Here is a 16273-nt window from a genome sequence, read left to right on the forward strand (position 1 = left end):
TTATTTTACTACATTTGCTTTGCTTTTATAAAATAAGAAATAAAAATCTTATTTGTTTTTTAAATGACTATTTTATAATTCAAAAAAATCAATAAATATTGCATCTAAAATTTTTTCAATTCTTTTAAGTTTTATTTTGTGTCAATATTTGACTTTAGTTTTTTGTTTTAAATCTAAAACATTTCAATAAAAATCTCATAACTCTTTATAATTATTTAAAATTTTTTCATTCATTTTATTAAAAATTTCATAATTAATTTTTTCAAAATTTTTAGGCTTTACAATAAATATACCTTCTTTAGATTTAAGGTTAATTTCTTCGAAAACTAGGTTAATATTATTTTCGTCAAAGATGGCATTATTAAAAATATTTTTATGTAAAAAATATTGATTTTTTAATAAATTAATAAAACGTGAATCAACACCTTTTTCTACACTTATTAATTCTTGGAAAGAATTTAAAAATGATGGTAATAACATTAAATTTAATAATACAAAAACAACAGACTCTCATATTTTATTATCAATTAAATCTTTTGTTGATCATTGCATCATAAATGCAGTTAACATATTAATTAAAATTGACATAGCGATAAATCAAAATGATGTAATATCGACATTTCTTTTTAAATTAATTTCTGCATCTTTAAAATTAACAACTAAATTAAATACTTGTATTTTGTAATAATAAAGTGATCTTGATAACCAATTTGATAATGTAAATTTAATTAAAAAATAAACTCCTAGTGTAACAATTGTATAAGATACTCATTTTTCTTTATGCGAAAATGCAGTTAAACTAATAAATAATCCCAAAATTAAAATAAATAAAATAATATCTAAACAATGAATAAAATATAATCATTTAATGTGTTTAAAATATTTTTTAACAATGTTTTCTTTTTCTTTCAAATACTTTTTCATAAAAACTCCAACTTTAATAATCATTATATTACAAATTTAATAATAAAAAAAAGCAGAAGTCTGCTTTTTTATAAAGTGTTAATTTTTTACTCACTTAATGTTCCAGAAATAGTTTTTTCTCCAACAATTGTGTATCCTTTATTAGCACTCAATTGAAGAGTTCACGTGTCTCCTTCAATTGAATAACTTATTTTAAGTGAATCTTTATATTGTTTTATAATATATTCAAATGTTTCTCCTAAATAATCCATTTTATCTTGATCATTATAGCTTCATTTTTCTACTAGTGGTAAATTTGATCATTTTTGATCTATCAATTCAGTTGCGAATTTTTTAACTTCGTCTGAGTTAATATTATTAATTTTGAAATTTACTTTTCCACTAACTTTTTTATTGTATATTGCTTCTTTAGATTGTATTTCACCACCATCAACAATATTTCCCCATCGTGGATCTGCATAACCAACATAATTTCCGTCACTATCAATTTTTAAATCTTCAATTTCTATTGTTGACTCACCAATGCCAGCTTTAATTAAAGAATCATGGATTGCTTTTTTAGCTTCTTTAATTGAACCATATGTTTTTCCTGCAGTTTCTTCGTCAATTATTTTTTGAATGTCTTTAATGTTATAGTGAACACGACCATCGACAGTTGTTTTTCCTTTTAATGATCCATCATCATCTAATTTATATCCAGGTTTGGCAACAGCTTTTCCTGTATATGTTGCAACATCATCATTAACAGTAATAGTTACAGTAATAGTTACTACATCATTATCAACAGCTTCAATTGCTTTTTCCGCATCATCTTCTGTTTTAAATCCTCTGTCTGCAAGTGCTTTATCAATGTCTGATTGAATATCTTTAGTATGAATTAATTTCCTATCATCAATTGTTACATTACCACTTAGTTGACCAGTGCCATCAAGTGTGAATCCTTTTTGAGCAACGGCTGTTCCGGTGTATGTTCCATCTTTATTAACAGTTACAGTAATTTTTACTTTATCTTTGTCAACAGCTTCAATTGCTTTTTTAGCATCTGCTGGATTGTCAAATGTTTTTCCATTAATTGCTTTATTAATATCTGCTTGTACTTCTACGGTTGAAATATGTGTATTTGGATCAATTGTTACTTTTCCTTTTAATACACCATCACCATCAAGTGCATAGTTACCTATAGCAACGGCTTTTCCGGTGTATGTTCCATTTTCATTAACTTTTACAGTAATTTTTACTTCATTACTATCAACCGCTTGAATTGTAGTTGTAGCTTCAGCTGATGTTTTAAATGTTTTTCCATTAATTGCTTTATTAATATCTGCTTGTACATCTACAGTTGAAATGTGAGTTTTTGGATCAATTGTTACTTTTCCGCTTAACTGACCATTACCCTCAAGTATAAATTCAGGTTTTGCAGTTACTGTTCCGGTGTATGTTCCATCATCATTAACAGTTACAGTAATTATTGCTTTATCATTATCAACCGCTTGAATTGCAGTTGTAGCTTCAGCTGATGTTTTAAATGTTTTTCCATTAACTGCATCGTTAATGTCTTTTTGTACATTTGCAGTTTTAACAGAAGGTTTTTTGTTTAATATTACTTTTCCTGTTATTGATTGATTATGAGTAATTATATATCCTGGTTTTGCAGTTGCTGCTCCGGTTATATTACCATCATTATCAATTTTTAAATCAAATGTTGCAGCAACATTGTTGGAAAAATCTTTCATAATAGCACTTTGAGCGGCTGCGCCAGAATTAAATTTATTATTATTCTTTGCTATTCATTCATCAATAAATTTTTTTATTTGTTCAAAATCAACAGTTATAGCTTGTGTAATATTTACACGACCACTTAATTGATTACCATCATCAAGTGTATAACCATCATTTGCCTTTGCTGTTCCAGAATATGATCCATCTTCTTTAACAGCTACAGTAATTTTAACTTCTGTAGTATCTACTCCCTCAATAACTTTTTTAACTTCATCAGATGAATAGAATGTTTTTCCAGCAAGAGCTGCATCAATGTCTTTTTTAACTTTATTAATACTAATATGATTTGAATCATCAATTGCGTTTGCTACTGAGAAAGTAAGTGTTGTATCTTTACTTACTTTATATTTTTTGTCATCAAAACTAATTGTAATATCTGCAGTAGTTTTAGTTTCAGCATTTTGAGTTGCTGTAACAGTAATTATATTTTTTCCATCTTTTTTAAGACTTGTTACTATTTTAGATTCAACAGTTGATTGTAAATCTACTGATTTAATTTTTTGAATTTTTTGAATTGAAACAATAGTGTCTTTTACACCTTGAGTAATATCTTCTCTAGTGTCAATATTTACTGTACCATGCACTTGATTACCATCAATAAGATTATAATGATCTTTTGCAGTTGCAGTTGCAGTAAATGATTTTCCATCTTTATCAAATATTACATCACTAATTGTAACTTCTGTAGTATCTGCCCCAACGATTGCTGCTATTGCAGCATCTTTAGAATCAAATTTTTGATCTTTAACTGCTGAATCAACTTTTGCTTGAACATCTGCAATGTGAACAATTGTTCTTGTATCAATTGCGTTTGCTACTGAGAAAGTAAGTTGAACTTTAGATTCATCAACTTTATATTTAGTTTTATCAAAACTAATTGTAATATCTGCAGTAGTATCAGTTGATTTATTTTGAGTTGCATTAACAGTAATTATATTTTTTCCATCTTTTTTAAGACTTGTTACTATTTTAGATTCAGCTGTTTTTTGTAAATCTTTTAATTGAATTTGTTGAATTTGTTGAATTGAAGCAATAGTGTCTTTTACACCTTGAGTAATATCTTCTCTAGTGTCAATATTTACTTTACCATGTAAGTCAGGACCATCAACAAGATTATAATGATCTTTTGCAGTTGCAGTTGCAGTATAATTTCCGTCATTGTCAAATGTTACATTACTAATTGTAACTTCTTGAGTATCTGCACCAATGATTGCTGCACTAGCTTTTTCTTGAGAATCAAATGTTTGATTTTTAACTGCTGAATCAACTTTTGCTTGAACATCTGCAATGTGAACAATTGTTCTTGTATCAATTGCGTTTGCTACTGAGAAAGTAAGTTGAACTTTAGATTCATCAACTTTATATTTTTTGACATCAAAAGTAATTTCAATATCTGCAGTAGTGTTAATTTTTGAATCTTGAGTTGCTGTAACAGTAATTTCACCTTTAACAACTTTACTTATTTTTTCATCAACTGTTTTTTGTAATTGGTCTTTTGTAACACCATTAATTGTGTTAATTGCTGCTATAGTATCTTGAACGTCTTTAGTAATATCTGTTCTAGTGTCAATATTTACTTTACCTTGTAGTTTATCACCACCATCAATAACAAAATTTGGTTTTGCTTCTACTTTAGCAGTATAATTTCCGCCTTTGTCAAATGTTACATTACTAATTGTAACTCTTGCAGAATCAACGGCTTCAATAGTTGTTCTAGCTTCTGCTTCACTATTAAATGTATTTTTTGTTTTATTGTAAACTTCTTTTTGAATATCTGTTAATTGAATTCTTGTTCTTGTGTCAATTGCGTTTACTACTGAGAAATTAAGTGCTTTTGCTGTGTCTTTGTTAATTATATATTTTTTGTCATCATAAGTAATTGTAATATCTGCAGTAGTGTTAGTTGTAGCATTTTGTTTTGCTGTAACGGTAATTTTATTTTGGTTATCTATATCTTTTAGACTTGCTGCTATTTTTGTTTCAACAGTTGATTGTAAATTTTCTAATCGAATTTGTTGAATTGTTTTAATTGCTGTTATAGTTTCATTTACACCTGAAGTAATATTTTCTCTATTGTCAATTAAAACTTTACCGTGTAGATCATGACCATCAAGTGTATATCCTGATTTTGCAGTTGCAGTTGCAGTATAGTATCCTTTGTCATCAATATTTTTAACAACAATTGTTACTTTGTCATTGTCAACGTTTTGAATTGCTTGTTTAGCTAATTCGTTTGATTTATATGTTTGATCTTTTACTACTTTATCAACATCTTTTTGAATTTTTTCAATTTTGATGTGTTCTGTTGCATCAATTGCATTTTCAACTGAGAAAGTAAGTGAAACACTAGGATCAACTTTATATATTTTTTCATCATAAGTAATTGTAATATCTGCAGTAGTGTTAGTTGTAGCATTTTGTTTTGCTGTAACGGTAATTTTATTTTGGTTATCTTCATCTTTTAGACTTGGTGCTATTTTAGACTCAACAGTTGATTGTAAATTATCTGGTGAAACATTATTAATTTTGTTAATTTCTTTTATAGTGTCTTTTACACCTTGAGTAATATTTTCTCTAGTATCAATATTTATTGAATCACCAAAATCGTATGTTGGAGATCCATCAATTGTGAATCCATTATCAGCTGTTGCTGTTACACTATATTTTTTTGAATTATCATCAATATTGGCACTAGTAATTTTATATCCCTTACCATGAATACCTTTTATTTTATTCAACGCATCATCGTGTGATGAAAATAGTTGTTTTGCAACTTCATCAACTTTATTTTTAATTGTTGTTCTTGCAATATTTATATCTTCTTTTTTAACTTTATTTTGCACAATAAATTCAAGTTGTGTTCCCGGTTTTACTGTATAACCAGATTTTAAATTTAATTTAATTCATGCATCTGGCATAATTTCAATTGGTTTAATTGATAAATCTGCTTCTTTTGAAAGAAGATTACCAACTCCATCTTTTGATATTATATCTTGAATTGCTTCATTTGGTCTGTTAGGATAAATAATTAAATTGTTATCTTTTTTAACATTTTCAATAAACTGATTAACTTCATTTGTTATATCTTTTTCGTTTGAACCTTTTTTTGTAAAAGCTGTCATACCAACTGTTGTGGCTGTTACAACCCCAATAAATCCAATTAAACTTAATAATGTTAATAATTTTTTCATACAAAATACTCCTAATTTGTTTATATTATATTACTCTTTTTTAGTGCTAAATGCAATAGGTTTATCAAAGATGTTTACTTACTTTATAAACCAAAAAAACACTCTTATGTGTTTGATTTTTATTTAAATATGTTACTTATTGTAAATTTTAGTAAATTAGTATGTTCAACTTTATAACCTTGATTTACAGTCAAAGTAACGATAACTCCTTTGGGATTTTTTTTAGTGTCTTCTTTTTGAATTGATGATATAGTTAATTCCTTTGAAAGATCAGAACTAAGCATTTTAGTTAGTTTTTCTTTCAGTTCAGAAGATGAACTCATTTTTTGAATTTTATTTTCGGGAGCTAAAAAAAATTTTTTTGCTTCATCAATAAACTCATTAAGTGCTCTTTCATCAATTACAACAATATCATTCTTATGTTTATCTGAACTAGATTTACCATGCCCACAAGATACAAGAAAACTAGAACTGCTAGTAGCAATTCCAATAAGTCCGATTGCACCAAACAAACTTAAAATTTTTTTCATATTTTCTCCTAAATATTAATTATATGATTTATATTTTATTAATATATTTAAATGTTTATAAAATAAAAAATTTAATAAAAACTTACTGTTTTACAGTTTTAGATACTAAAATTTATTTTTTGTAAACATTTCATAGATATTATATATTGAAAATTAAAAAAAATATGAAAAATTTAATTTCATATTTAAAAATTTAATTTTTTCTACTTTAGATTTTATATAAAACTTCCGGCCATAGTTGTTAAATTATCTAGTGTATACCCTTCTTTTGCTTTAAAATCTAAAGTTCAAGTTGCTTTACTTTCATTAATATGCATTACAATATCTATGCTTTTTTCATATTCTTCCTGAACTGAGGCAATAGCCATTGAAAAACCAACAATAATTCCTGTTCTCATATTTTTATCATTTCAGTTTCCCATATTTTTAAATCTATTAGCTATTTTTTGAACTTTTTCCCTTACTTCATTACCATCAATATGGGTGGTGGTGTCAAGGTGAACTTTTCCAGAAATTGAGTTACCCCCTTCAAGTGTGTAGCCTGATTTAGCAGTGACAGTTGCTTTATAACTACCATCAGCTTTAACTTCGTTTACAACAATTGTTACTTTATTATCGTCAACACTTTGAATTGCAGATTTAACTCCATCAACTGAAGTATAAGTTTTACCATCTACTTCTTTATCGACATCTTTTTGAATATCTGAAATATTAATATGGGTGGTGGTGTCAAGGTGAACTTTTCCAGAAATTGAGTTACCCCCTTCAAGTGTATATCCTGATTTAGCAGAAACTGTTCCGGTATAACTACCATCAGCTTTAACTTCATTTACAACAATTGCTACTTTGTTATTGTCGACACTTTGAATTGCAGATTTAACTCCATCAACTGAAGTATAGGTTACACCATCAACTTTTTTATCAACATCTTTTTGAATTTGGGAAATGTTGATGTGAGTGGTGGTGTCAAGGTGAACTTTTCCAGAGATTGAACTACCACCATCAAGTGTGTAGCCTGATTTGGCGGTGACAGTTCCGGTATAACTACCATCAGCTTTAACTTCATTTACAACAATTGTTACTTTGTCATTGTCGACACTTTGAATTGCAGATTTAACTCCATCAACTGAAGTGTAGGTTACACCATCAACTTTTTTATCAATATCTTTTTGAATATCTGAAATGTTGATGTGAGTGGTAGTGTCAAGGTGAACTTTTCCAGAGATTGAACTACCACCATCAAGTGTGTAGCCTGATTTGGCAGAAACTGCTCCGGTATAACTACCATCAGCTTTAACTTCATTTACAACAATTGTTACTTTGTCATTGTCGACACTTTGAATTGCAGATTTAATATCATTAACTGAAGTATAGGTTACACCATCAACTTTTTTATCAACATCTTTTTGAATTTGGGAAATGTTGATGTGAGTGGTGGTGTCAAGGTGAACTTTTCCAGAGATTGAACTACCACCATCAAGTGTGTAGCCTGATTTGGCGGTGACAGTTCCGGTATAAATACCATCAGCTTTAACTTCATTTACAACAATTGTTACTTTGTCATTGTCGACACTTTGAATTGCAGATTTAACTCCATCAACTGAAGTGTAGGTTACACCATCAACTTTTTTATCAATATCTTTTTGAATTTGGGAAATGTTGATGTGAGTGGTGGTGTCAAGGTGAACTTTTCCAGAAATTAAACTACCACCATCAAGTGTGTAGCCTGATTTGGCGGTGACAGTTCCGGTATAACTACCATCAGCTTTAACTTCATTTACAACAATTGTTACTTTGTCATTGTCGACACTTTGAATTGCAGATTTAACTCCATCAACTGAAGTGTAGGTTACACCATCAACTTTTTTATCAATATCTTTTTGAATATCTGAAATGTTGATGTGAGTGGTAGTGTCAAGGTGAACTTTTCCAGAGATTGAACTACCACCATCAAGTGTGTAGCCTGATTTGGCAGAAACTGCTCCGGTATAACTACCATCAGCTTTAACTTCATTTACAACAATTGTTACTTTGTCATTGTCGACACTTTGAATTGCAGATTTAATATCATTAACTGAAGTATAGGTTTTGTCTTTTGTTTTTTTATCAATATCTTTTTGAATATCTGAAATGCTGATGTGAGTTGTGGTGTCAAGGTAGACTTTTCCAGAAATTGAATTACCGCCATCAAGTGTGTATCCCAATTTGGCAGAAACTGTTCCGGTATAACTACCGTCGGCTTCAATTTTACTTACAACAATTTTTACTTTATTATCATCAACACTTTCAATTGCGGATTTAACTTTTGCAACTGAAGTATATGTTTTGTCTTTTGTCTTTTTATCAATATCTTTTTGAATATCTGAAATGGTGATATGGATAGAGGTATCAAGGTGAACTTTTCCAGAGATTGAGTTACCACCATCAATTGTATATCCTGGTTCTGCAGTAACAGTTCCACTATAAACACCATCTTCTTTAACTTCGTTTACAACGATAATTAATTTATCACTATCAACAATTTCAATTGAAGATTTTACTGAAGCAACCGAATTATAGGTTTTGCCCTTCACTTTTTCATTAACATCTTTTTGAATTTGGGAAATGTTGATGTGAGTTGTTGCATCAATTTTAATAGATCCAGAAATTATAACTTTTAATTCTCCATCAATAGTAAACCAATTTGTTGCATTAATGGTTGCGCGATATGATTTTAGATCTGGTGATATTTCTACTGAATTTTTTTGCACTTTTCATCCATTACCACTTTTACTTTCTATTGCTTTTATTGCAAAATCTTTATTTTTAAAATTTGTTTTAGGGTTAGCAACTTCATCTAAATCTTTTTTAATTAAAGATTTTTTGATATTTTTTAAAACATCCAAAGCGATAAAGTCTAATTGTGTTCCTGGTCTTACCATGTAACCATCTTTTAATTTTATTTCGATTCATGCATCTTTTGGCAACATTTTAACTTGTTTTATTGATAAATTTGCTGGCTTTAAAATAAATTGAGATTGAAAATTTAAAATTTTTTTTAACTTTTCATCGCTATCTTTTGTTGTTGAATTTAAAGCTTTGGCATTCTTAACAAAATTATTTACATCTTCTGTTACATCTTTATTTTTACTGACTTTTGATTTTTCATTTCCACAAGAAACAATATTTGCCGTTACAGCAGATGTTATTCCAACAAATCCCAATAAACTTAATAAGGTTAATAATTTTTTCATAAAACCCCCTTTTATTGTTAAATAAATTGTTATTTTATTTGCAAATTATTTAAAGCTTTACAAAAACCTAAATATACAAACTTTTGAATTAATAAAAATTAAAATTTTATTATTTTGTTTTTAGATATTTAATAATTAGTTAAAGACAATTTTGTTTTTTGCCAATTATTTAATTAATATATTTAAATTAATATTAGAAATAACTTTTAGCATTAACTCTACAGTTTCTTATTTATTTAATTTACTATTGCGAAAATACTTAAAATACAAGTAATGGAAGTTAACTCCAAAAGATTGAACATGTTAAACAAAAATAATATTTTTATTTTACCCATATTAATAACATAATTTTTTTATTATTTTTTAGTTAATAAATTTTATATTGAGAATATTTGAAAAATAGAATTTTAATTAAGTTAATTATACTGCTATTTTTTGAATATTAAAATTTTATTTACATAAACATTTCATTCATATTATATATTTAAAAATAAAAAATATGAAATAAAACTATTTCATATCATTTCTATGTTGTTTTCGATCATTTTCTTTTAATCATTTTTTTCTGATTCTAATGTCTTTAGGAGTGACCTCTACCAACTCATCTCATTCAATAAATTCCAAAGCTTCTTCTAATGTGAAAACTCTTGGTGGAGTTAATTTAACTGAATCATCACTTCCTGATGCTCTTGTATTAGTTAGTTTTTTACCAGTTGTAGGATTAACATTTAAATCATTATTTCTTGAGTGTAATCCAACAATCATTCCTTCGTAAACTTCAACTTGAGGTCCCACAAATAGTGTTCCACGTTCTTCTAAGTTATTTAATGCATATGGTAGTGTAACTCCATTTGCCATTGAAACTAGTACTCCGTTAGGTCTATTAGGAATTTGCCCTTTGTATGGTTCATAACCTTTAAAAGATTTTACCATTACCCCTTCACCGTGAGTTTCATTAATAAAGTCAGATTTAAATCCAATTAATCCTCTAGTTGGTACTTCAAAAACAATTTTGTCTCTAACACCATCAGAGTCCATATCAATCATAACCCCTTTTCTTAAGTTAAGGTTATTGATAATTGTTCCTTGATATTCTGAAGGTGCATCAATAATTACTTTTTCAACTGGTTCTAATTTTTCTTTGCCATCTTTATGGAAAATAACTTCAGGTCTTGAAATTCCCATTTCAAATCCTTCTCTTCGCATTTGTTCAATTAAAACAGAAAGGTGAAGTTCTCCTCTTCCTAGAACTTTAAATCCATCAGCTGATGATGAAGAAAGTGCTTCAACTTTAAGACCAACATTAACTTCTAATTCTTTTTCCAATCTTTCTTTAATGTTTCTTGTAGTTAGTAATTTTCCGATTCGGCCAGCAAATGGTGAAGTGTTAACTAAAAAGTTCATACTCATTGTTGGCTCTTCAACAACAATTGGTGCCATTTTAACTAACTTGTCACTTTCACAAACAACATCTCCGATTGTTAAATTTTCAATTCCGGAGATAACAACAATTTCTCCAGCGTGTGCTTCTTTAACAGCAACTCTGTTCATTCCTTGATATACAAAAATTTTGTTAATTTTACCGCGAGAAGTTGATCCATCATTTTTTGCAATTGAAACTGATTGGTTTTCTTTTAAAGTACCTTGAAATAATCTTCCAATTCCTAGTCTTCCAATAAAAGCATCATAGGCTAGAGAAGAAACTTGTAAAGCAGTATCTTCATTTTGTTTTTCAAATGGATAATGTCCCACTTGTTTAACAATTGTTTCAAATAAAGGAACTAAATTTTTTGATTCTTCTTCCATTGAATATTGCACAATTCCATTTCTGGCAATACCATATAGTGTTGGAAATTCTAATTGTTCATCATTAGCTTCAAGTTCCATAAATAATTCAAGCACTTCATCAACAACTTCTAATGCTCTTTGATCTGGTTTATCAATTTTATTAATTAATAAAATTGGTTTTAAACCTAAAGCCAATGCTTTAGATAAAACAAATCTTGTTTGAGGCATTGGTCCTTCTGATGAATCTACCAATAAAATAACAGTGTCCACTGTTTTCATAATACGTTCAACTTCTGATGAAAAGTCAGCATGTCCTGGAGTATCAACAATATTAATTTTGTAACCATTATATTCAATAGCACAGTTTTTAGAATAGATTGTAATTCCACGTTCTCTTTCTTGATCGTTAGAATCCATAACTTGGTCTATAACAACTTGGTTATCTCGAAAAACTCCAGATTGTTTTAAAAATGCGTCAACCAGTGTTGATTTACCGGCATCAACGTGAGCAATCACTGCTATATTTATTATTTTTTTGTTCATATTTATTCCTTGTTTGTATTTATTAATAATACTATTTAAATGTTAATTCTTTTTACTTTTTTTAAAAATTTCTTCAACTTCTTCTAATATAATTCCTTCATCTTCTCATTTTTCGTGTTCACCGTCTAAAATAACTTTAGAACTAAGAATCTCAGTATTTAATTCTTTTTCATAAACTTCAATAATTTTTTCACGAAACATTAATGCAAATTTAAAAGTTATTCATGAACCATAAATGATGTCAATTAATAGTTTTGATTTTTCTAATGATTGTTTTTGATAAATTTTATAAATGGCTTCTTCTAGTGTATTGTCAATTCAAAAATATAAATCATACATTGATTCGTTATATTCAAAATCAGTCAATTCATTACCATTTTCTTTTAAAGAGTCGACAACTTCTCTTAATTCTTTAATATTTTCTAAACTAACTGTTATTGAAGAAAGTGATTCTACAAAATTTCTAAATTTTTCTTGAAAAAATTCTCTAAAAATATAATCGAAATGATATGTTCCTGTTGGTACAACATCTTCATTCCTTTTAATAAATAATGATCGGATATCTGAAAACATTTTTGATATATAAATAAATTTAACATATGTTTCGTAATCAGAATCTAGTACTGTTTTAGAAGCTGCCTTTTCAAAATAATCAAATGTGTTTTCTAAAGTAAATCACACTACTCTAAAATCTTTTGTCTTGTTTCAAATTGGATGAACAATTTGAACAAATGATCCTTGTTTATCTTTACTAGTATATGTTGATCAAAAAATTTCTTGTTCCATTATTGTGTTCGCAAAAACTTCATAACATTCTCAATCAGTTAATTTTGGTTCTATCATTTTGTCTCCTTTAAGAAAAATATTCTTCTAATAAAATTTTATATAAATTTATTTTTTGCATAATTTGTTCTGAATTAGGTGATTTATTTAAATCAGGATGATATTTTTTTGATAACTTTCTATATGCTTGTTTAAAATCTTCTTTAGTTGAAAATCTTGTTAATTTAAAAAATGTTAATGCTTCTTCTGTGGCAGAATCCAAAATTAATGTTTGGGTTTTGCTAATAAAGTCTTCAACCTGCTCATAAAATTGTGATTCATCTTCAATTTCAATTGTCCCAAAATCTTTAGTTTCTGAATTTGGTCCAAATTCTCTTTCATAAGAAAAAGTTTCATATGTTAAAGAAACAACTTCTTTTAACATTCTTGTTCAATAGTAAGCTGGAACAAATCCTAAATTAATTATTTCTTGAATATTAGTTTCATCTAATTTTTTGATTCCTAAAAATAATGTAGATTTATTTATAATTTCTTCAATTCCACTAATGCTTTCGCGTTTCATAATTTCAATCATTTTTAAAAATGGGGATTGTGTCATCCGGTTTTTTGGAAACTTTTTTTCTACTATTTCAAATAATTTTTTAGACACTAAATAAGAAAATTTTGTTAATGCAATAATTACTAATTCTGTTAGCAACCCATCATATTCTTTTTCTAATTCATCTCTTATGGCATTAAAGTTTGATACACAAGGTATTGTTTGAAAAACTTCCATAATTTCTAAGGTATTAATATTTAATTTAAATTCTTTATTAATAAATTCAGCTCTTTGACAAGCAATCAAATTATTTAATTCATGACGATAATCTTCTAAACAATCTTGTGCATCGTTTAATGTTTTAATTTCTTTATCAAAAAAGAAATTGTCTCATGAAATATAAAATTCATCTTGATTTTTAAAATTTTTATTTTTGTGAAATATTTTCATAAAATTCCCTTATTATTTATTTTAATGCTTTTATTGCTTTTTTGTAATCAGGAAAATATTTTTCCACATTATATCAAAATAATTTTGAATGATTTTTATGTAGCATATGTGATAATTCATGTACTATTACATAATCTAAACATTGTTGTGGATAGTGTAATAATCTTGTGTTTAAAATTATTTTTGCTTTATCGGGATAACAAACACCCCAACGAGTTTTCATAACTCTTAAAGATAAATTTTTACAATCGGTTTGCATAATTTGCATTCAAAAATCAAAGCGTTCTTCAAAAATATGTCGATAAATAATTGCCGCCTTTTTATAAATATGTTTAATAGTATCTTCTAAATTTTCATAAATTTTAAAAGAATAATTATTTCTTTCAGAAATAGTTGTTAATTTAAATTCTTTGTATTCATCAAAAAGTTTAAAAAATAATTTATCTCCGTTAATAACTAAGTATTTTTTACTTTTATTTTTTTCCAACATTGTAGTAATTTTTTTAATGTTAGTATAAATTAATTGTTCTATTTCTCAATCTTGTACGTGCACTGGAGCACTAACAATTATTTGTTCATTATCAACTTTCAATCGAATATATTTTTGATTTTTTATTTCTAAAAAATAATCAATTTGTTGTTTTTGATAACTTAAACTTTTTTTAATCCTTAGTTTACTCATCGATTTTTAATACTGCAATGAATGCTTCTTGGGGAACTTCAACTGAACCAATTGCCTTCATTCGTTTTTTTCCTTTTTTTTGTTTTTCTAATAATTTCTTTTTACGAGAAACATCCCCACCATATAGTTTGGCAGTAACATCTTTTCTAACTGCCTTAATAGTTTCACGGGCAATTATCTTACTTCCAATAGCCGCTTGTACTGGAACTTCAAAATTTTGTCTTGGAATAATTTCTTTAAGTTTTCTTGCCAAAATACTTCCTCGATGATAAGCAAAATCTTTATGCACAATTGTTGATAGTGCATCAACAATTTCACCATTCAATAAAATATCCATTTTTACTAACTTAGACTGACGATATCCAATTACTTCATAATCAAAAGAAGCATATCCTTTTGAAATTGATTTTAATTTGTTAAAAAAATCAAACACAATTTCATTTAATGGCATTTCATAAATTAAGATTCTTCTTGAATCATCAATATATTCTAGATCTTGATATATTCCACGCTTATCTTGACAGAGTTGCATTAAATCACCAATATATTCTTCTGGTGTCATAATTGTTGCTTTGATATAAGGTTCTTCAATAAATTTGATAACTGAAGGATCTGGTAAATGAGAAGGATTATCAATGGTAATTACTTCACCATTAGTTTTGGTAACTGTATAGATAACTGATGGTGCTGTTGCAATTAATTCTAAGTTATACTCACGTTCTAATCTTTCTTGAATAACATCCATATGTAATAAACCTAAAAACCCACAACGAAATCCGCTGCCAAGTGATTGTGAAGTTTCTGGTTCATAAACTATTGAGGCATCAGATAATGAAATTTTTTCTAATGCTTCTTTTAAGTCTTTATATTTAGCAGTGTCAATCGGATAAATTCCACAATAAACAACCGGGTTTAAATTTTTATATCCGGGCAATGGTGTTGCTGTCGGATTATCTACAAGTGTAATAGTGTCACCAACATGAACGTCACGCACCGTTTTAATAGAAGCGGCTAATCAACCTACCCCACCAGCTTCTAATGAATCTATTCGCACTTCTTTCGGATTTTTAATTCCTAATTCCACAACTTCATATTCTGCACCAGATTGCATTAATTTAATTTTGTCGCCAACTTTAACTTTACCTTCGAATATTCTAATTGATACCATAACTCCACGATATTTGTCGTAGTATGAATCAAAAATTAATGCTTTTAATGGTTTTTCATCAATAGCATTTTTAGGTGCTGGTACTTTATGGACAATACTTTCTAAAACATCAACAATGTTTAGTCCTGTTTTCGCAGAAATCATGGGAGCATCTGAACAATCAATCCCAATCACATTTTCAATTTCTTCCTTAACCCTTTGGGGATCAGCTGCTGGCAAATCAACTTTATTAATTATTGGAATAATTTCAAGATTGTTATCTAATGCCAAATACACATTAGCTAGAGTTTGTGCTTCAATTCCTTGACTAGCATCCACTACCAATAATGCCCCTTCACACGCAGCCAAACTACGAGAAACTTCATAAGTAAAGTCTACATGACCTGGGGTGTCAATTAAGTGAAATATATATTCTTGATTATCAACTTTAGATGTGTATTTTAATTGTACAGAGTTTAGCTTAATTGTAATTCCACGTTCACGTTCAATATCCATTGTATCTAACAATTGTTCTTGCATTTCACGTTTGTCAACTGTTCCAGTTAATTCTAAAATACGATCAGCAAGTGTAGACTTACCATGATCGATGTGAGCAATAATACTAAAATTACGAATTTTTGTTTTTTCCATATAATCTATTTTACTTAAATATCTTTTGTTTTGC

9 protein-coding genes are annotated in these 16273 nt (G+C 27.8%); all 9 read right to left on the minus strand.

Going from position 1 to position 16273, the window contains the following annotated elements:
* Positions 1 to 72: 72 nt before the first annotated feature.
* The 9 genes from AACL01_RS02660 to lepA all read right to left on the minus strand — a co-directional run bounded on the left by AACL01_RS02660 (position 73) and on the right by lepA (position 16239).
* Positions 73 to 924, minus strand: a complete 852-nt coding sequence (locus AACL01_RS02660) for a hypothetical protein (protein ID WP_339022554.1) — start codon at positions 922 to 924, stop codon at positions 73 to 75.
* An 86-nt stretch (positions 925 to 1010) separates the two neighbouring features.
* Positions 1011 to 5894 carry a hypothetical protein gene (locus tag AACL01_RS02665; protein ID WP_339022555.1) on the minus strand — a complete coding sequence of 1628 codons (4884 nt, stop codon included), beginning with the start codon at positions 5892 to 5894 and terminating at the stop codon, positions 1011 to 1013.
* A gap of 119 nt (positions 5895 to 6013) precedes the next feature.
* The gene (locus tag AACL01_RS02670) at positions 6014 to 6424 is read right to left on the minus strand and encodes a hypothetical protein (RefSeq protein ID WP_339022556.1); all 411 of its coding nucleotides are present in this window, start codon (positions 6422 to 6424) and stop codon (positions 6014 to 6016) included.
* 215 nt (positions 6425 to 6639) lie between these two features.
* A complete protein-coding gene (locus tag AACL01_RS02675; RefSeq protein ID WP_339022557.1) occupies positions 6640 to 9657 on the minus strand; it encodes a hypothetical protein in 3018 nt (1005 codons plus the stop codon).
* Between the two features lie 510 nt (positions 9658 to 10167).
* Positions 10168 to 11988, minus strand: coding sequence for a translational GTPase TypA (gene typA, locus AACL01_RS02680; protein ID WP_339022558.1), 1821 nt, complete (start codon positions 11986 to 11988; stop codon positions 10168 to 10170).
* Between the two features lie 42 nt (positions 11989 to 12030).
* Positions 12031 to 12831, minus strand: coding sequence for a hypothetical protein (locus AACL01_RS02685; RefSeq protein WP_339022559.1), 801 nt, complete (start codon positions 12829 to 12831; stop codon positions 12031 to 12033).
* Between the two features lie 10 nt (positions 12832 to 12841).
* On the minus strand, positions 12842 to 13759 hold the full coding sequence (locus AACL01_RS02690) for a DnaJ domain-containing protein (protein ID WP_339022560.1): 918 nt from the start codon (positions 13757 to 13759) through the stop codon (positions 12842 to 12844).
* A 16-nt stretch (positions 13760 to 13775) separates the two neighbouring features.
* Positions 13776 to 14441 (minus strand): SprT family zinc-dependent metalloprotease, encoded by a 666-nt coding sequence (locus AACL01_RS02695; protein WP_339022561.1) that lies wholly within the window; start codon positions 14439 to 14441, stop codon positions 13776 to 13778.
* Positions 14434 to 16239, minus strand: a complete 1806-nt coding sequence (lepA, locus tag AACL01_RS02700) for a translation elongation factor 4 (protein WP_339022563.1) — start codon at positions 16237 to 16239, stop codon at positions 14434 to 14436. The genes AACL01_RS02695 and lepA overlap by 8 nt, the downstream gene beginning before the upstream one ends.
* Positions 16240 to 16273: the final 34 nt, after the last annotated feature.

This window comes from Spiroplasma endosymbiont of Crioceris asparagi, from assembly GCF_964020035.1.
Lineage (GTDB): Bacteria > Bacillota_I > Bacilli_A > Mycoplasmatales > Mycoplasmataceae > TIUS-1.